This window comes from Candidatus Erwinia haradaeae (assembly GCF_900698985.1).
Taxonomy (GTDB): domain Bacteria; phylum Pseudomonadota; class Gammaproteobacteria; order Enterobacterales; family Enterobacteriaceae; genus Erwinia_E; species Erwinia_E haradaeae_B.
Window position 1 is genome coordinate 472,540 of record NZ_LR217730.1, and the last position, 20,549, is coordinate 493,088.

The following is a 20,549-nucleotide window of genomic DNA, read 5'->3' on the forward strand; positions in this document are numbered from 1 at the left end:
ATTAGATTGATCTTGGACGACGATATGCCAAGAGTAATAGTATTAGGGTTTTAAGATGACAGTAATACCCTTTTAAAAAGATTGTATATTTTTAATTCAATTGATAAAAATACTAACGTTTTATGTTGGTAATGGCTAAAGTATTATCTGCATTATCAACAGAATGCATATTAAGTAGTATAATTATCAATCACTCATAGAATGTTTCTTTTCTTTTATTATAGAAAAGTATTCAACAACTTGGCTATGTAGTATGTTTAATAGCTTGACTTAATGCCCATAATGAACGACGCTCTTGACTGTTTAAGCCACTGACACGATCAAGAGCAATGAGATTTTCCAGTTTCAGTTGCTGAGATCTCTGGTAAAGATTATAAAAAGCATCTAAAAACATATTTTTTATTTGTTCATCAACAATCATGTGGTTCCAGATAGCTAGTCTTTCAAGGTGTTTGCTAAATTTTGTATCACGGTATAGTTCTAATAGTTGCCCCGTTGTTAAGGAAGGAAAACTACGGCAAGTGCTTAATAGGTGAAGAAAAAGCTTTAAACCTGGTATTTTTGCTTTTTCTAGTCCATCTAGTGGTGGTGTGATATTAGATAGAGTAGGATTTTGTACTAATAAGCCGATTAATATACGCATAGTAGTGTTTTTTTCGAAAAATGAGTATGTAAAAATAGGTTGTGTATTATTTATTTTTTTTAATAAAAATTTATTTAACTGACCTTCATCAATTATTCCTAACTTATTACCTAGCTCTTGTAGTAGATATATGCGTAACAGCTCTCCTGGTATCATTTGAATGAGAGGTAACACAAGAGTACCAAGTCGTGCTCGTCCTTCTGGATCAGATAGATTGACTTGTGAGATTAGTGTGGTAAAAATTAATGTTGACATAGGAATGGAGTTTTTAATGCGCATTTCAAATAATTTTTTACCTTCTTGACGTATGACCGTATCAGGGTCTTCTTTTTCCGGCAAAAACATAAACCGTAGTTGATAACCGTCGTGCATATAAGGTAGTGCAATTTGTAGCATGCGCCATGCGGCATTACGTCCAGCATTATCTCCATCATAGCAACAGATTACTGTATGTGTTACACGAAATAGTGACTGAATATGTTTATCTGTAATAGAAGTGCCTAAGGATGCTATCGCATAATCTATTCCAAACTGAGATAATGCCACAACATCCATATATCCTTCTACAAGTAATAACTTAGAAGGTTGAGAGTTTTTCTTTAGTGTTTCGTATAAACCATATAATTGATTGCCTTTATGAAAAATCATAGTTTCTGGTGAATTGAGGTATTTTGGTGTTCCATTGTTAAGAGCTCTTCCCCCAAAACCAATTACCCGACCTAGTTTGTCATGAATAGGAAACATAATGCGTTCGCGAAATCGATCATAAGAATGTCCTTCAAGATTTTTAATAAGCATGCCAGTATCAAGTAATAATTGACGATGTAAGGCATTATTTCCAAAATATTTTAATAAATTATTCCATCCAGATGGGGCGTATCCAATAGAAAAACGTTGAATAACTATCTGATTAACTTCTCGTACTTCAAGGTAATTTTTCGCTACTGATGATGACGTTCGTTCTAAAATTTTTTGATAAAAAAGACATAGATCATGCATTATTTTATATAAATTCTTTTGGTGAGTATATGAAAAAACTTTTACATTATTTTGTTTATTATATGGTATTGGTAGATTACAGCTAGCTGCTAGTTCTTCAATGCTTTCAATAAATGCTAAATGATCATATTTCATGAGAAAATCAATGATATTTCCATGTGCACCACAACCGAAACAATGATAGAATTGTTTTTCTTCATTGACAGTAAAAGAAGGGTTTTTTTCTTTATGAAATGGACAGTGCGTATGGTAATTCTTACCTTGTTTTTTTAATGTCAGACGAGTATTGATAAGATCAACAATATCTGTTCGTCCTAGAAGGTCCCTTATGAATTCAGGTGGAATACGTTGTAACATAATATCCTATTAATGTTTATGATGTTCTCATATGAATTATAACATTAGTTGTAATTTTATGAGTATAAAATCAATAAAAACAAGCCGTGTTCTCCTATTAGAAACACGGCTCAATTAATAAGTAACTATTTTATCTAGCTAGTACAATCATTTTAGGTATCAATAAAGACGAGTGTGACGTGCATTTTCTCGTATTAATTTCTTTGCATGACGTTTAACAGCAGATGCTTTAGCACGTTTTCTTTCAGTGGTCGGTTTTTCATAAAATTCACGACGACGAACTTCAGCTAAAACCCCTGCTTTCTCACAGGAACGTTTAAAACGACGAAGTGCTACGTCAAACGGCTCATTTTCACGTACTTTTATTACTGGCATGCAACCCTCACGTTAAAGCATGTAGTGTTTTCTATTGGTTTTTTTTACCAACGAAAATATGTTTTATATTAAAATATTTAAATTTACCTTAGTGTTACCTGTATTGTAAAGCAATATAGCATAAAATGAATAATAAATAGATTGGGTTTGAATTCAACAGTTAAGTGAAATTCTATACTATTCATTAATTTTTAGCGATAACAGGTTACAGGCTCTGAGATATTTTTTAATATGATTAATCATTAATTAATATTAATAATATTATACAGTAGCATACTTTTAAAGTATTAGCAGTGTACTCTAACTAACATTATGTCTATAGGAAAATAATTTTTATTATATTATATATTGTAAGTATAAGGTGGAATTAATGCGTGTGCTTGGTATTGAAACATCCTGTGATGAAACTGGGGTTGCTATTTATGACTCTCATGCAGGTTTAATAGCAAATCAATTAAATACTCAATCGAAGATTCATGATAAGTATGGTGGCGTGGTTCCTGAGCTGGCTGCTCGTCATCATCTTCAACAAATTGTGCCACTCATAAAGGCTGCGCTACAAGAGTCTCAATTAACAGTAAAGGATCTCGACGCAGTCGCTTATACTGCAGGCCCCGGTTTAGTTGGCGCATTACTAATAGGGGCATGCATTGGGCGATCGCTAGCATTTTCTTTAAATATTCCTTCTATTGCTATTAATCACATGGAAGGACACCTTCTTTCGCCGATGTTGGAAAAGAATCCCCCAGATTTTCCGTTTATTGCTTTATTAGTATCTGGTGGTCATACGCAGTTGATTAGTGTCACTGCAATGGGTTGCTATACATTACTAGGGGAGTCGCTCGATGACGCAGCAGGTGAGGCATTCGATAAAGTCGCTAAATTATTAGGATTAGGTTATCCTGGTGGTCGTGAACTATCTAAAATTTCTAAACATGGTGTACGTGGACGTTTTATGTTTCCAAGACCGATGACTAATCGACCCGGACTAGATTTTAGTTTTTCTGGTCTAAAAACCTTTGCAGCTCAGACTATCTATAATAATTCTAATACACAGCAAGTTCGCGCTGATATTGCTTGTGCTTTTGAAGATGCAGTAGTTGATACATTACTGGTTAAATGTCGCCGCGCTTTGGATCGAAGTGGTTTTAAAAGATTAGTGATTGCTGGAGGGGTCAGCGCTAACTGTCTATTGCGAAGCAAACTAGCAGATATGATGGAAAGACGTAACGGAGAGGTCTTTTATCCTCGTCCTGAATTTTGTACAGATAATGGAGCTATGATTGCATATGCTGGTTCTATTCGTCTTAAAAAAAATAAAAATCATTCACTTGATATTGCTGTGTATCCTCGTTGGCCATTATCTGAATTATCATAATATATGACGAAATTTTTTTAGAGGTTCTTTTTATTTTGATAATATTGTACGAGAGTAATCTGTTTGATAAGTTTTTATTAAAGATCGCTTAGTTTTACTATTATATAGTATAGTAGTAAGTAAAAAGCTTAGGTTATTTTATGATCTTGTTAATCATTTTTAAGTAATTATAGATTAATTATTATATCATAGAATTAGATATAATCTTAAAAATCAGGTGTTTTTAAAATTAACTTTTTGAAATTAATCAAGATATTAAGAAACAATAGTTGTCATAAATAGATAAGATTTTATATCTAATACATTAAAATAATATATTTTATAAGAATATAGTAAAAATAGGTGATTTAAATATTTAAGCTGTGAATAGTTTGATTTGATCTTTAATTACAAAATGTAAGATCTTTATTCGAAGAAAATGATAGTATGTAATATATTATTTTGTATAGAGCGATATATTATTGCTAATAGAAATATATGTTTATTTTTTTGAGAATTTTAGCGATCCTTATGGTATGCAGCTGCATTCTAATATTATGTAACGTCTTACAGTTATTTGCATTCTTATATATTAAAATGTATTACAGTGACATATAGTAGTGTTTTTATATTTATGCATACCATGTTTGAATATATACTAAGCCTTATATAATTGGCCAGTATGCAATTAAAGAGAAATATTATGGATATAATATTTATTGATAAACTCAGTGTAATCACCACTATTGGTATTTATGATTGGGAAAAAATTGTTCCACAAAAATTGCTACTTGATCTTCAAATAGGGTCAGACGCTAGTAAAGCGGGTACTAGTGATAACATAAAAGATTGCCTAAATTATACCAATATAGCAGAGACTATCGTAACTTTTGTGAGTAATGAACAATTTTTGTTAATTGAGCGCGTAGCAGAAGAAGTAGCAGCCTTATTACTTAATACATTTTCGTCTTTATGGGTTCGTGTTAAAGTTAGTAAACCAAGTGCAATAGAACAGGCAGAACAAGTTGGCGTTGTTATTGAGCGCGGGGTCATTATAGAGTCAACTTTATGTATGCATTGCGGTTATAAAAAATTTAATGTAGGTACATGATGATAAATGAATAATTGATATTATCTATCTTATAGAATGAAACAGATTACCATATGAGATTATATCTTCGAAGAGATTAGAAATGCGAATTATAGATACTTGGTCGTAAGAATCAGAGACTGAATATAGTATTCTTTTCATAAAATCTGATTATGACATATACTTATTTAATAAGCACGCTAGCTTATTAATAGACTTATATTAAATTACAATAAAATTGACTATAATTTTTAATGAAGTTATTTCTTTACATATGCTCTACAGTTTTAATACCTAAAAGAGTTAATCCTTGTTTTAAAGTTTTGGCTGTTAACTGCGCTAGTTTTAAATAGCTTTGTTTAATTTTTCTATCTTTTTCTTCAAGAATTTGGCAAGTTTCATAAAATTGTGAAAATTTAGAAGATAAATTATATAAGTAAGCACACATTAGGTGAGGCATTCCATCACAAGCAACTTTTTTTACTGTCTCGTCAAATCGTAATAGATCGAGAGCTAATTCTACTGAATGATTTCTTGAAAGATATATAGATCCATTTAATCTTTTTTTTAGGTCTATATTTGCTTTACGAAATATTGATAACACTCTAATATAAGCATATTGTATATAGGGAGCGGTATTACCTTTTAAAGAGAGCATATTATCCCAATCAAAAATATAATTTGTAGTACGATTTTTTGCTAAATCGGCATATTTCATTGAGCCAATACCAATAATTTCCGCTATATTTTTTAATTCTTTTTTTGGTATATCTGGGTTTTTATCTAATACTAACTTAGTAGCGCGATTTATGGCTTCATCTAATAAATAAGATAATTTTATAGTATTACCGGTTCTAGTTTTAAAAGGTTTTCCGTTTTTACTTAACATCATCCCAAACATATGGTGTTCTACTTGAACATTTTCTGGAATATAACCAGCTTGTCGCGCAATCTGCCATGCTTGAGTCAAATGTTGCTTTTGACGTGAATCAATATAATAAAGGACGCGATCTGCGTGTAGAGTTTGGCAACGATATTTAATGCAAGCAATATCAGTTGTAGTATATAAATAAGCGCCATCTTTTTTTTGAATAATTACCCCTGTAAGTTCACTAGACTTGTTGTGTTCTTTATTCAGAAAGACTACTACTGCATCTTGGCTTTTTACTGCAAGTTTTTTAGACCTGAGATCAGATACAATATCTGGCATCATATTTTGATATAAACTTTCTCCCATTATATTTTTAGATGTTAGTGTTACATTCATCCTCTCATAGAGGGCCTGATTTTGTGTCATGGTTATATGTACTAATTGTTGCCATAGTTTTCGGCAATGATTATCGCCATTTTGTAGTTTTACAACATACTCGCGAGCACGTTCAGCAAATTTTATATCCTCATCATATGCATCTTTGGCTTTACGGTACAGATTTTCTAAATCATTTAAAGTAATTTTTTCATAATTTTTAATTTTTTTTTCTTCTAGGAAGGCAATTAACATACCAAAATGAGTACCCCAATCTCCAATATGATTGGCACGTATCACATGATGCCCAAGAAACTCCAGTGTACGCACCATGGCATCACCAATGATAGTGGAACGCAAGTGACCAACATGCATTTCTTTAGCTACATTTGGTGAGGAATAATCTACAACAATAGTCTGTTGTGTAATGGGTGTAATACCCAGTTTATCTTTTTCTAATGCATTATCAATTTGTAAAGCTAACCATTTTGGTTCAAGAAAAATATTTATAAACCCTGGATTCATGATTTCAACTTTTTGAGCGATCCCATGAAGATCTAACTTTTCCAACACTTGTTTTGCTAGTTTTATTGGTGATACGTGTAACTTTTTAGCTAATGCCATTATGCTATTTACTTGATAATGACCAAACTGTGCTTGTTCTGATTGATAAATCTGAGGTTTAGAATTATCCGATAAACCTGATAAAATCATAGCCTGACTAACTTTTTGTGAAAGAAAGTTCTGAATGTTCACTATTTTACCTTAAGATATTGATCGGTTATAGTAGTTTTAATGTTTTATTATAAATAGAGGCTGTAAAAAAATATCACTGTATGCCCCCTGTTGTCGGTCGTGTTTATAAAATATATATTTTTAAAAAAAAGTCATTATATCAAAAGATCTATAAGGAAAATTATACAAGAGTTTCTATATAAATAATAAAAATCCCTTGTATAGTCGTCATTATATGAGTCTGTATATGTAACATACCTATAGTTAGGGCTCTTTTTTAAAACGCGTCATAATATGTTGCATATCTTGTTTTTAGTGTGTCTCAGAGTTAAGAATCATTATTTAGACATTTCAAGTTTAGCTGATGTGAATTACTAGAAAAATAAGTCTTGACAGTTATTTTCTATGCATGTTTTTATATCGATTATAAATAATATCTTTATAGGTTGTACCTCATTAAGATAAAAAATAATATGATTTATCATTATTATTTTTTTTAATATATATAATATAATATATGTATATTAGTCACTAATGTAAAATAAAAATAGTTTAGGGAAGCTAGTGGTTATATTTTTCTAATAAATTAAAGAATCTTTATACATTATAAAGAGATGTTCGACTTCAAAATCTTTACACTTTGATCACTTAATTAGTTCTATGTTATCGCGTCTAAATAACGTTCGGCGTCACGTGCTGCCATACATCCACTGCTTGCTGCGGTAATAGCTTGTCTATAAATATGATCGACTACATCACCAGCAGCAAATACACCAGGTACACTACTTTGTGTAGCATTACCACACATACCTGATTGCACTTGAATATAACCGTTGCGTAAGGAAAGTTGATTATGAAATATCTTGGTATTTGGGGTATGACCGATAGCAATAAATACACCGGAGATTATTAAATTTTTTGTTAAAGCATTTTCCGTTGAGCGTAATCGTAATGAATTTACGCCGTGTTGATCACCTGATACTAAGTCTAATGTATAATTAGTATGCAGAATAATATTTTTTTGATTGATCTTTTTATGGAGGCGGTCCACAAGAATTTTTTCTGCACGAAAAGTGTTTCGACGATGAATAAGATGCACTTCAGAGGCAATATTGGTCAAATATAATGCTTCTTCTATCGCGGTATTGCCGCCACCAATGACTGCAACCTTTTTATTACGATAAAAAAAACCATCACAAACGGCGCAAGCGGATACACCACGTCCTTTAAATGCTTCTTCTGAAGGTATCCCGAGATAACGAGCTGAAGCACCAGTCGCAATAATTAGTGCATTAGTACTATACTGATTTTTTTCACCATGTAACAAAAAAGGTTTTTCTTGGAGGTTGACGCTTATAATTTGGTCATTAATTATCTGAGTATTAAATTTAAGTGCATGCTCATTCATTCTATCCATTAAGGCTGGCCCCGTTAAATCATAGGGATTACCTGGCCAGTTTTCGACATCGGTTGTAGTGGTTAATTGACCACCTTTTTCTACACCTGTAATTAATACTGGATGTAAGTTAGCACGTGCAGCATATATAGCCGCAGTATAGCCAGCTGGACCTGAGCCTAAAATTAACAATTGACTATGCGTGAGATCACTCATATTACTTATCCTTGTTATGTCATCAATGCAAGACTGGGGTTTATGAACACCCCTTTTAAGTATAAATATTCTGGAAACTTGATATATTATTCAGTTGAAGATAGCATAAAAAATATGGAATTTTTTTTAAGAAAATTATGCTATATAAAGATTTTACTGGTATTATAAATTCATAATGATAATAGTTTGCTACTTTAGTGTAATAAATTAATATTTTGTACTGCATTTCAGATTTAGGATATCAGTGATGCTACCCTCAAATACTTGTGCTGCTAAACCAATTGACTCATGCAGAGTGGGATGCGCATGAATAGTTAATGCGATATCTGCTACGTCGCATCCCATTTCGATAGCCAACCCAATTTCACCTAAGAGTTCACCGCCATTACTTCCAATAATTGCACCACCAATAACACGATGTGTTTTTTTATCAAATATTAGTTTAGTGATACCATTTGTACAGTTAGATGCAAGAGCACGACCTGAGGCAGACCAGGGAAAAGTTGAGACTTCATAACATATGTTTTTTTCTTTGGCATCTTTTTCAGTGACACCAACCCAAGCTATTTCTGGATCAGTATAGGCAATACATGGAATAACTTTTGGATCAAAATAATATTTTTTTCCAAAAATTACTTCGGCTGCAATATGACCTTCATGCATTCCTTTATGTGCTAGCATTGGTTGTCCAACGACATCGCCAACAGAAAAAATATGTGAAACATTGGTGCGCATTTGATTATTGACAGGAATAAAACCGGCTTTGTCTACTTGAACTCCAGCTTTTTCTGCTCTACAGTTACCACCATTCGGTGAGCGACCAATTGCTATTAAAACTGCATCATAACGCTGTACGTCTACAGGTGCTTGTTTGCCTGTCATTGTCACATATATACCATCTTTTTCTGCTGTGACAGATGTTACTTTGCTTTCTAATATAATCTTAAATCGTTTAGAAATATATCGAGTAAAGAGCTGTATGATATCTGTATCTACAGAAGGAATTAATTGTGTAGACATCTCAATAATTTCAATTTGTGAGCCGAGAGAATAATAGATTGAAGCAATTTCAAGACCTATAATTCCGCCACCTATTATAAGAAGTTTCTCTGGTACTACATTTAATTTAAGTGCAGAAGTAGAGTCCCAAATCCTTTCATCATGATATGGAACCCCTGATATTTTAATAGGCGATGAACCTGTCGCGATGATTGCATGATTAAAAGTAATAGTGGTATATGAACCATCTTGTGCAATAACTTCTAGTGTATTAGCGCTACTAAAGTTACCAGTACCCTGTATTATAGGTACTTTGCGATTGATTGCAATACTAGATAAGCCTCTACTTAATTTGTAGATAACTTTCTGCTTCCAGTTACGTATTGCCTCAAGATTTATTTGTGGATCACTAAGAACTATATTATTATTTTTTAGTTCTTTCATTTCCTCGAGTATTTTTGCAACATGCAGTAAAGCTTTAGAAGGAATGCAACCTACATTTAGACAAACTCCACCTAAATTTTGTTGATGTTCTACTATAGTTGTTTGCAACCCTAAATCTGCTGCGCGAAATGCTGCAGAATAACCTGCAGGACCGCCTCCGATAACAACAACTTGAGTTTGAATGTGATCAGTCATTATAACCTCCTAATATTCATGGATAATTTAATTATGATGTTATTATAAGTAATTATGTTTTGTGTTTTATTCTTCTTAAGAATTCTAAATTGTTATCTAGTGATTATAAAATATAGTGCACAAGTAATGTATTTTAATAATCAATACATATCTAACTATAGATTTACATTATTAGATGGCGAATATCAGATATTGTCCTATTGAGTATACTAATAAATCGTGCACCATCGGCCCCATCAATCACACGGTGATCAAAGGACAAAGAAATTGGCATCATTACACGTGGTATAAATTCACTTCCATTCCAGACAGGTTCTGTTGCGAATTTAGAGATGCCAAGGATAGCTACTTCTGGTGCATTAATAATGGGGGTAAAATGAGTTGTTCCTAAACGTCCAATACTAGAAATAGTAAAACAACCCCCTTGCATTTCTCTTGCAGTTAACTGATTATTACGTGCTTTTGTGGAAATATTAAGCAACTCATGAGATAATTCGATAATACCTTTTTTATCTACATCTTTAAGGACTGGAACTACTAAGCCATCTATGGTATCGATAGCTATGCTTATATTGGTATATTCTTTTAGGATCAGTTTCTGTTCATCTAAAGATAGTGAGCTATTAAAGCGTGGCATTGTTTTTAGCGCCATCGCAACAGCTTTTATGATAAATACTAGAGGGGTGAGTTTTATATCTAGATTTTCTTTAAGTGCTATACTGTTTTGTTTTTTCCGAAATTTTTCTAAATTAGTGATATCTACTTTGTCAAAATGGGTAACATGTGGAATCATTAGCCAATTTCTTTTTAGGTTTGCGCCGGATTTTTTTTGAATACGACTAATGCATACTTCGTTAGTTTTACCAAACGTTGTATAATCAATTATAGGCCATGGCGCTATATCTGGCGCTATATTATTAGCTGTAATGATTTTATTAGCATTTAAAATATTATTTGTTGTATGTTGTATATGTTGCATTAAGTCTTCTTGTAAAATTCGTGATTTATATCCAGTGCCTGTTATATTATCAAGATTAACATTAAATAGTCTTGCTAGACGTCGAATAAAAGGCGTGGCATGAATATATGCTTGATTTTCGATAAAGGTGGATTGATGTATAGGGTGAGTTAATATGTTTTCTGATGAACAATTCTCTTCTATACTTTTAATATGAACCATCATCATAAGCACACCAATGGAAATTATCTCCCCATTTTTGATTTTTATCTCGTGTATTTTTCCTGAAATAGGGGATTGGATTTCTATTAAATCTTTTTGCTTGTTCTCTACAAGTAGGATTGATTCTTTTATACTAACGTTATGACCGACAGTAACTAAGATTTTAATAACTTTAACTGCATCATTATGTAGTTCTGGTAAATGAAGACCCGTATAGGAACTTATCGTTGGTAAGAGCTTCGCTTTTGTGCAATCATTTGTTAACAATCCCTTAGCGCCAGCTTCTTCTGCGACCTCAAAGATCATTATGATCTTTCCAGTATGTATTTTATCTCCTAGGCTGACTTGGATCTCTTTTACTATACCAGATTGTGGAGAGGGTATTTCCATGGAAGCTTTTTCGCCTTCAATAACTAATAGCGGTTGCTCATATTCAATTATATCACCAATCTTTACTAAGATATCCGTAACTTCAACTAAATCAGCCCCAATATCAGGAACAGAAATTGCAACAGTCATTTTGTATTACCTCTTAAATTAAAGCAAATATGGATTCCTTTTATCAGCGTCAATATTGAACCTTGTAATAGCTATTGATACTTCTTTTCTATCAATGGTATTATTTTTAGCTAATGCAGTTAATGCAGCAATTACTATATAAGCACTATCAATTTCAAAATGATAGCGTAAGTTCTGACGACTATCTGATAAACCAAACCCATCGGTACCCAGTACTCGATAATTATTAGTTGGAATAAAATTTCGAACTTGTTCGGCAAATAACTTCATATAGTCAGTTGATGCTATGGCAGGTGTATTATTCATGATTTTAGTGATATATGGAATTTGTGGTGTTTTAGATGGATGCAACATATTCCATCGTTCACAACGCTGACCATCACGAGCCAGTTCGGTAAATGAAGTAACACTATAGACATCAGATCCTATATTATAGTCTTTTTTAAGAATTTCCGCTGCTTGACGTACGTATCGTAATATAGCGCCTGATCCTAATAACTGTACTTTTCCTACAGAGCCTTCTGTGGTGTTTAGTTTATATATACCTTTACAGATGCCATATTCAACTTTTGATGGCATGCTAGGCATATAATAATTTTCATTTAGAGTAGTAATATAGTAGTAAATGTTTTCCTGTGCGCTACCATACATACGCATTAAACCATGATGAATTATCACCGCTACTTCATAAGCATATGCTGGATCCCAAGATATACAGTTCGGAATGGTCAGAGCATGAATATGACTATGACCGTCTGCATGTTGTAATCCTTCACCATTGAGAGTGGTACGACCTGAAGTGCCACCAATCAGAAATCCACGAGCTTGCTGGTCACCTGCTGCCCACAATAAGTCTCCAATACGCTGAAATCCAAACATAGAATAATAGATATAGAAGGGGATCATAGGCATATTATTTGTACTATAAGATGTTGCTGCTGCTAACCATGAGCAAGCTGCACCCATTTCGTTAATTCCCTCTTGAAGGATTTGTCCTTTTTTGTCTTCTCTGTAATAAGCTATTTGTTCGCGATCTGATGGATTATACTGTTGTCCATGTGGGCTATAGATTCCAATTTTTCGAAACAAGCCTTCCATTCCAAAAGTACGCGCTTCATCCGCAATAATAGGCACTATTTGTTCTTTTACACTTGCATTCTTCAATAAAAGATTCAAGATACGTACAAATGCTATAGTAGTTGATATTTCTTTATTTTGTTCAATAAATAAAGAGTGAAATTCTTCTAATGGTGGTATCTTTAGTTCTTTATAAGTAGCTGCTTGACGCATAGGTAGGTATCCACCTAGTTTTTTGCGTTGTTCATGGAGGTATTTATATTCATCAGAGTCGTTTTTAAAAGTTATATAAGATAAATTTTTAATGTTTTCGTCATCTACTGGAATCTGGAAACGATCTCGAATATAATATAATCGGTCTAGGCTAATTTTTTTTATTTGATGGGCAATATTTTTTCCTTCAGCTGTTTCACCCATCCCATAGCCTTTTACTGTATGAGCAAGGATAACAACTGGCCGATCTTTGTTGTCTTGTGCTTTTTTTAGTGCTGCATAAATTTTTTTCGGATCATGACCACCTCGGCTAAGATTCCAGATCTCATCATCGGTCATATCTTCTACAAGTCTTTTTGTTTCAGGATATTTTCCGAAGAAATGTTTACGTATATAAGAACCATTTTTAGATTTTAAGGTTTGATAATCACCATCAATAGTTTCATTCATCAAATGGACTAATATACCACTACTATCCTTATGCAATAGTCGATCCCAGCCTCCCCCCCAAATAACTTTAATAACTTCCCAGCCAGCTCCAGCAAAAATTCCTTCAAGTTCATTAATTATTTTGCCGTTTCCTGTTACTGGTCCATCTAAGCGCTGTAAGTTACAATTGATAATAAATACTAGGTTATTTAACCTTTCCCGGCTTGCAATGGTAATAGCACCTTTAGATTCAGGTTCATCCATCTCACCGTCTCCTAGGAATGCATAAACAGTTTGAGAGGATGTATCCTTCAGGTGACGGTGTTGAAGATATTTTAAAAATTTAGCCTGATATATCGCTGCCACAGGACCGAGACCCATTGAAACGGTCGGGAATTGCCAAAAATTTGGCATAAGTTTAGGGTGGGGATAAGATGGTAACCCCTCTCCGTTAACTTCTTGCCGGAAGTTATCCATTTGTTTTTCAGTAATCCGACCTTCTAAAAAAGCACGGGCATATATTCCGGGAGATATGTGACCTTGAAAATAAACTAAATCACCTCCATCTTTTGTGTTGCACGCACGAAAGAAATGATTAAAACATACCTCATATATAGTAGCGGCAGATTGGAAAGACGAAATGTGACCACCTAATTCTAGGTTTTTTTTTGACGCGCGTAGCACGGTTATGATTGCGTTCCAACGAATAGCAGCACAAATACGATCTTCTAAAATCGTATCACCTGGGTATTTTGGTTCATCCTCTAAAGCAATAGAATTAATGTAATTCCTTGAATATGTATGAGCATTAGTTTGAACTCCACTCTTGCTTGCAGCCTGCAGTACTTCATTGATTAGGTATTTAGCACGTTCTGTGCCTTCTTCATGAATCACTGACTCAATTGAATCTATCCATTCTTGAGTTTCAATTGGATCTAAATCATAATTGAAATTTTTTGACATAGATGTATTTCCTTGTGTACCTCATGTATTAAATAGTTAAACATCATAGTTTGATTGTAATGAAGATTAACGCATGAAGATAGGATGGATTCTGTATGATGATATTTAAAAAATTTTATTTTTTAGAAAAATAGACAGCAATAATATTGCTAGCGCTACTCTTTCCATAATTTATTGTTATTTTTAGTAAGATTGAACTGAAAATGGAATTATCTTTATTTAATTTCATACAGAGCTCTTTGGTATTTATATGGTGTTTATATATGTTTTAATAGACATGCCCTGAAATATATAGTTTATTTCATGATGTTTATCGTCTTTATTCTTTAGCATATTGACGTAACATGACAGAATTACGAATAAGATTATAGAATCGTGCAAAAATTTCTCTATCTAAAAATATTAGCTAATGACTCATCCTTGATGTATGTAAATAAATAATTTTATTCACATGAATATTTATTGATTCTCTTAATTTATCATGCATTCAAATATTTATTTGACTTCATACTATATATTCTTAATAGCTTAGTAGAAATGGATGGTATTTAAAAGCATAAAAATTTCTTACTGTTTGAAACAAAGAATGATAGTAATAGCATTAATAAAAAAATATTTATAGATTTCTTCAGGTTATATAAGATTTTTTATATTAATATTCTAATGTATCATTATACTTATAGTTGCGTACTTGATGAAGATATTAGTGATACAATTTACTATTGATCTTGCATATGCTTTTTAAGCATCTTTTTAATGTATTGCTTATATGCCTATATAGGTGAAGGGTGGATGTCCTTTCTGAGTATAAATAGTATAATATATATTTATTTATATTTTATTAATTCTAGTTTAGTATTTTGCACTTAAGTTGTCACATAAACTATATATTCTTACTCAATAGTTTTTCCTATATGTTATAATTAAAACTTAGTAATGCAGATTATATCAGTTTATATGTATTACATCCTATATTAAATTTTTGTGCTCTATACTAGATATTTTTATGTTTTATATTTGTATTAAAGAACGATGCTCTTTAAATGAAATCCTTTAGATGATAGTAGTTCTATAATTAGAAAAAATTTTATTTAAATTTTTTAAATTACTTACCTATTTTTGATTATGTAAGATTTAAAAGATATATTTGTATATTAAGAAGGTTTAGTATAATTTTAAATTATTATCTATTTTTAATTTATTATTTTATGATTTATGGGTTGGGATACGTTTATTATAATTATTTTGTTACTTATAATAACAATTATAACATGGGTTGTTTTTAAAAAACTAGTATTATGGTGCTTTATCATTAATAAGCAATCTATGATATCTAGAAAGTAGTTTATAAAAGATTATAGTTTTTTCAAATTAACAATGTACTATTATAAGATCATAGATGTATAAGTATCTAATAAATTTGAGCATATACTGATGTATAAAATTTCTTAAAGGACGGAATTCTTAATTACTTTTAATATAAAAATTTTATAGATTTTTATAAATAACTGATCTGTTTTTTAGTGGATGTTTTAATTTGTCACTGTTTAGCAAGTAGTTACTTTATTGGAAGATTATGAAATATAAAGATTTAAGGAGTTTTCTTTCTCTACTGGAAGAACGTGGAGATTTAAGACGTATTCAACAAGAAGTTGATCCGAACCTAGAAATGACTGCGATTTCTGACCGTACCTTACGTATTCGTGGTCCGGCGTTACTTTTTGAAAATCCGAAAGGATACACAATGCCAGTGCTGTGCAATTTATTTGGGACATTGGATCGTGTGGCGTTGGGCATGGGGAAAGCTGATCAGCATTCTTTACGTGATATTGGAAAGCTTATGGCTTTTCTCAGAGAACCGGAGCCACCACAAGGGTTAGGTGATTTTTTAAAACACATACCACAGTGGAAACAAGTTCTGAATATGCCCACTAAGCGAGTTCAGAATGCACTTTGTCAACAGCAGATTTGGCAAAATGAAGAAGTTGATTTAAGGTGTCTTCCCATTATGCGATGTTGGCCGAATGATATCGCACCATTAGTGACTTGGGGGTTAACGGTAACGCGTGGTCCACATAAAACAAGACAAAATTTAGCTATTTATCGTCAACAAGTTCTTGAAAGAAATAAGTTAATTATGCGATGGTTACCACATCGTAGCGGTGCATTAGACTTTCAAGCATGGTGTCATATGTATGCTAAAAAACGCTTTCCAGTATCTGTAGTATTAGGCGCTGATCCGGCAACAATGCTAGGCGCTGTCACTCCAGTACCTGATAAGTTATCAGAATATGCTTTTGCTGGCTTGCTGCGTGGTACTAAAACTGAAGTTGTAAAGTGTATTTCAAATGATTTAGAAGTTCCAGCCAGATCAGAAATTATATTAGAAGGATACATTCAACCAGGGGAGGTCGCTTTAGAAGGGCCTCATGGAGATCACACTGGATACTACAATGAAGCGGATAGTTTTCCAGTATTTACTGTGACCCATGTAACGCAACGTTATAAAGCCATTTATCATTCTACTTACACTGGTCGTCCTCCGGATGAGCCTGCTATTTTAGCTATAGCTTTTAATGAGATATTTATACCGCTTCTTCAGCAACAGTTCCCAGAAATTATTGATTTTTATATGCCATCAGAAGGATGTTCTTATAGATTAGCCGTAGTAACTATTAAAAAACAGTATCCTGGACATGCAAAGTTTGTAATGATGGGCATTTGGTCATGTCTGCGTCAATTTATATATACTAAATGTATTATTGTATGTGATAATGATATTAACCCTCGGGATTGGAATGATGTTATTTGGGCAATAACTACTCGTATGGATCCAGTTCGTGATGTAGTTATTATAAAAAATACACCAATGGATTATCTTGATTTTTCCTCGCCTGTATCCGGTCTTGGATCCAAAATAGGAATAGATGCCACTAATAAATTAACGGGGGAAACGCAACGTAAATGGGGGGTTCCTATTAAACAAGACCCTTCTGTAACTTCTCGTATTGATGCACTTTGGGATGAGCTAAGTATATTAAAAAACACTAATCTCTATTAAAATCAATAGTCATAATACTGTAATTTCTTGATCAAAGAGGATTTAGTGCCAACTTTAAGTTGTAAGATTACCTCAGTAGAGGCTATAACTAACACTATATATCGTGTTCGATTAACTCCAGAGTCTTCTGTTATTTTTCGTGCAGGTCAGTATTTAACACTAAAAATAAGGGATCATCTTCACTTATCATTCTCTATTGCTTCAACACCAATGGAAAAAGATATCATTGAATTGCATATTGGGGGGTCTGAGTTTAACTCTTCTACTATATCAGTGATAGAGTATATACAGAATAATAAAGATATTATTGTTGATATGCCCCATGGTCTTGCTTGGTTGAGAGAGGACAATGATTTACCATTGCTATTGATTGCAGGTGGAACAGGTTTTTCTTATATTCGCTCTATTTTATTTACAGCACTTTCACAAAAGTCGGATAGATATATTTCTGTGTATTGGGGCGGACGGGAGATACAGCACCTTTATGAGCTAAATAGTCTCAATAGATTGATGCATGAGAATGCTCATTTAAAGATCTTTCCTGTCCTTGAGAAACCTAAACATGGATTTTGTGGTCGAGAGGGTACTGTGATAAGTGCTATCATGAAGGATTATAGTTGTTTATATGGACATGCTATATATATTGCGGGGCCCATTAATATGGTGAGAAAAGCGCGTATATGCTTGTGTACAGAACGAGGAGCAAATTCATCGTTTATTTTTGGAGATGCTTTGACATTTATTTAATGCGTAGAATAAAAACTCTATATTTTCAGTTAACCTATTAAATAGGTGCATTATATATATACTATAATGAATGATATATATTGTTATATAAAGAAAATTCTCCTATATTTAGAAAATACTCGATTTATAAATAGATATATAGCTTATATAAAAAAATAAGAATTATTCATAAGGTTACGTTATATGTTATTTTTAATATTGTATGTAAAATATTTTAATAAGTATCTTAAGTATGTCATATGTATATAAAAATAAGATAATGTTGGCAATAAAATTAGATTAATTAAAAGAAAGTACTAAATAAATTTATTCTCACTAGAGATCGTAAGAATGTATTGCTCTTGACTAATAAGAATTGATTTATGTATTTCTAGGAGATGGTCTTTATAAGACACTAAAAACTTGTTCTGCATGTCAAGAGTTTTGGTTTTAGCGATGCATTAATAATATATTTACTGCCTATACAGATTATAACTCTATATAAGTAGTATGAAATTTTCTTGCTGATTATCTAAAAGTTTATTCAGACCTATATTGCGTAGATAATTTTTAAATATAAAAATATGATATATTTGTAAATTTTATGTTCTGTAAATTGTTATTATATATAATAACTCTAATTTTTGGTTTTTTGAATTAGAATTACCGTTCTAAGCTTAGGAGGGGTATGTTATATATTTTGTGTATCGAGTAATAAAAATTACTTTCAAGACTCGTTATAAGATATAATTTTAATAAAATATTACTTCATTTAGTGTTAAATTAATTAGCTATATTTTATAAGATGATATACTTCAGTTTAGTTAGATTTAGTAAACTAAAATAGTGATATATAGCTGCATAGATATCAGTAGACTTTGTATTGTTACCTATTGTAAAAAAAATTAGTGAGTATACTAATAAACAGTGAAAAAGACTGTTCTGTTTTAATAATTTTTTATGACAGTATAATTTTATATGTACAAAGGTAGGTTGAACTTAGTGCAATAATAGCAACGTTAATATTAGTTTTGTTAATAAATGTCTGCACACATTGAAGGTATTAGATAAAAAATATTTAACATACTATCTGTGCTCTATCTTAAAGAAAAAAAATATAGAGATAATAGGTATACCAGTACATACTGCAGGTAATATTTAACTAAAGGCATATAATAAGAAGCTATTATATACGGATCATCTGAAAGTTATCTAAATAATAATTAGCATGTTAGCTAAAAATGTTGTTTTTTATCAAAACTAATATTTAATACATATTAAGAACCAATTAATTATGGAAAAATAGTAATGATGGGCTATTATGGAGAAAAAGAATAGCGATGAAAAGATATATATAAACAATAAAATACAGTACACTATTAAATTTATAGTTTTGTATATTAATTTTCTAATGAATGTATTTTTAGAGTAATCATTTCTAATGAGTCCTAATGTAAAAATATATAAATAATTTTTGTTATTATTAATATAAAATGTAGTTTTAGCATACAAGTAAAAGTTGTGATATTATTAAAAGATTATGCATAGAAGTTCTTAGATGGAGATATTGACTGGATAATAGTTAAGATCTATTTAGATTTATAGTAATATTGTTAATAATACTAACTAAGAGATAATACCATTCTATTATGCTAATAATTTTAAATTAGTTAAGTTAAGATTATACGCTTATACAGCATCTATAGTCAAAAAATTTTAGTGAGAGCTGAACATACTAGAGAAAAATAAATGGATGAATTACAGTTTATTTAAGTATTATATTGAATACGTTTAGAGTTAAGTAGTTTGAATTAGAAATATAATGAAAAAGAATACCTAGTATTCATGAGAGCATAACTAAATTTTCTGAACTTTTTATTTTTTCACTATTCATTCTAATAGATTTATATCTTATAGAGAAAAAGTATTAGAATAAGGTATTACGCGAAGATTATATGAGAACCATCAGACTTGTTAAATTGGCATACCATTTAAAAAATTTACATTTTTTCACCGTACTTGAGGTAATTAGGTTAATTTAACAATTTTCTCATATTTATTTTGAAGGATTATGTTTTTTTATAGTGTCTTAATTTCTCAATTCTTTTTTTTAAAAATTTATAGAATATTTTAAGCAGATTTAATCTTATAATTGTATTATAGATATATTAATTTTGGTTGATTAATGCTTAATAATTAGGTAAGTGTCTAAGATAAACAGGATGATTCTTGAGAAGAAATGCTCGAAAACTTATTATAATCAAGTCTTATTATATGTTAATAATATACAGTTTGTTTTTTAAGAAATGCACATAAGCATGTAATATAT

Annotated in this window: 11 protein-coding genes; 4 read left to right on the forward strand and 7 right to left on the reverse strand. The window is 31.5% G+C overall.

All coding sequences use genetic code 11. The annotated features are described in order from the left end of the window. Window positions 1-244 precede the first annotated feature (244 nt). Both dnaG and rpsU read right to left on the reverse strand, forming a co-directional pair. Window positions 245-1,999 (reverse strand): DNA primase, encoded by a 1,755-nt coding sequence (gene dnaG / locus ERCIPSPA2889_RS01495; RefSeq protein WP_157989109.1) that lies wholly within the window; start codon window positions 1,997-1,999, stop codon window positions 245-247. A gap of 159 nt (window positions 2,000-2,158) precedes the next feature. Beyond that, on the reverse strand, window positions 2,159-2,374 hold the full coding sequence (gene rpsU / locus ERCIPSPA2889_RS01500; protein ID WP_157989110.1) for a 30S ribosomal protein S21: 216 nt from the start codon (window positions 2,372-2,374) through the stop codon (window positions 2,159-2,161). Window positions 2,375-2,744: 370 nt separating this feature from the next. Between rpsU and tsaD the strand changes: the two genes are divergently transcribed. Continuing rightward, a complete protein-coding gene (gene tsaD / locus ERCIPSPA2889_RS01505) occupies window positions 2,745-3,752 on the forward strand; it encodes a tRNA (adenosine(37)-N6)-threonylcarbamoyltransferase complex transferase subunit TsaD (protein WP_157989111.1) in 1,008 nt (335 codons plus the stop codon). A 682-nt stretch (window positions 3,753-4,434) separates the two neighbouring features. Beyond that, entirely contained in the window at window positions 4,435-4,842 is a 408-nt protein-coding gene (gene folB / locus ERCIPSPA2889_RS01510; protein ID WP_157989112.1) for a dihydroneopterin aldolase, read from the forward strand. A 247-nt stretch (window positions 4,843-5,089) separates the two neighbouring features. On the opposite strand, the gene argS is transcribed toward folB, so the two are convergent. From argS to aceE, 5 genes are all read right to left on the reverse strand, one after another. After that, window positions 5,090-6,823, reverse strand: coding sequence for an arginine--tRNA ligase (gene argS, locus ERCIPSPA2889_RS01515; protein ID WP_157989113.1), 1,734 nt, complete (start codon window positions 6,821-6,823; stop codon window positions 5,090-5,092). Between the two features lie 637 nt (window positions 6,824-7,460). After that, window positions 7,461-8,414, reverse strand: coding sequence for a thioredoxin-disulfide reductase (gene trxB / locus ERCIPSPA2889_RS01520; protein ID WP_157989114.1), 954 nt, complete (start codon window positions 8,412-8,414; stop codon window positions 7,461-7,463). Window positions 8,415-8,621: 207 nt separating this feature from the next. After that, the gene (gene lpdA, locus ERCIPSPA2889_RS01525) at window positions 8,622-10,055 is read right to left on the reverse strand and encodes a dihydrolipoyl dehydrogenase (protein WP_232037615.1); all 1,434 of its coding nucleotides are present in this window, start codon (window positions 10,053-10,055) and stop codon (window positions 8,622-8,624) included. A 160-nt stretch (window positions 10,056-10,215) separates the two neighbouring features. After that, window positions 10,216-11,751 carry a 2-oxo acid dehydrogenase subunit E2 gene (locus tag ERCIPSPA2889_RS01530; protein WP_157989116.1) on the reverse strand — a complete coding sequence of 512 codons (1,536 nt, stop codon included), beginning with the start codon at window positions 11,749-11,751 and terminating at the stop codon, window positions 10,216-10,218. 18 nt (window positions 11,752-11,769) lie between these two features. After that, complete coding sequence (gene aceE / locus ERCIPSPA2889_RS01535) at window positions 11,770-14,433, reverse strand: pyruvate dehydrogenase (acetyl-transferring), homodimeric type (protein WP_157989117.1); 2,664 nt, start codon at window positions 14,431-14,433, stop codon at window positions 11,770-11,772. Between the two features lie 1,576 nt (window positions 14,434-16,009). Between aceE and ubiD the strand changes: the two genes are divergently transcribed. Next, window positions 16,010-17,494 (forward strand): 4-hydroxy-3-polyprenylbenzoate decarboxylase, encoded by a 1,485-nt coding sequence (ubiD, locus tag ERCIPSPA2889_RS01540; RefSeq protein WP_157989118.1) that lies wholly within the window; start codon window positions 16,010-16,012, stop codon window positions 17,492-17,494. Between the two features lie 45 nt (window positions 17,495-17,539). Beyond that, window positions 17,540-18,241: an NAD(P)H-flavin reductase gene (gene fre, locus ERCIPSPA2889_RS01545; protein ID WP_157989119.1), complete on the forward strand. Its 702-nt coding sequence runs from the start codon at window positions 17,540-17,542 to the stop codon at window positions 18,239-18,241. Window positions 18,242-20,549: the final 2,308 nt, after the last annotated feature.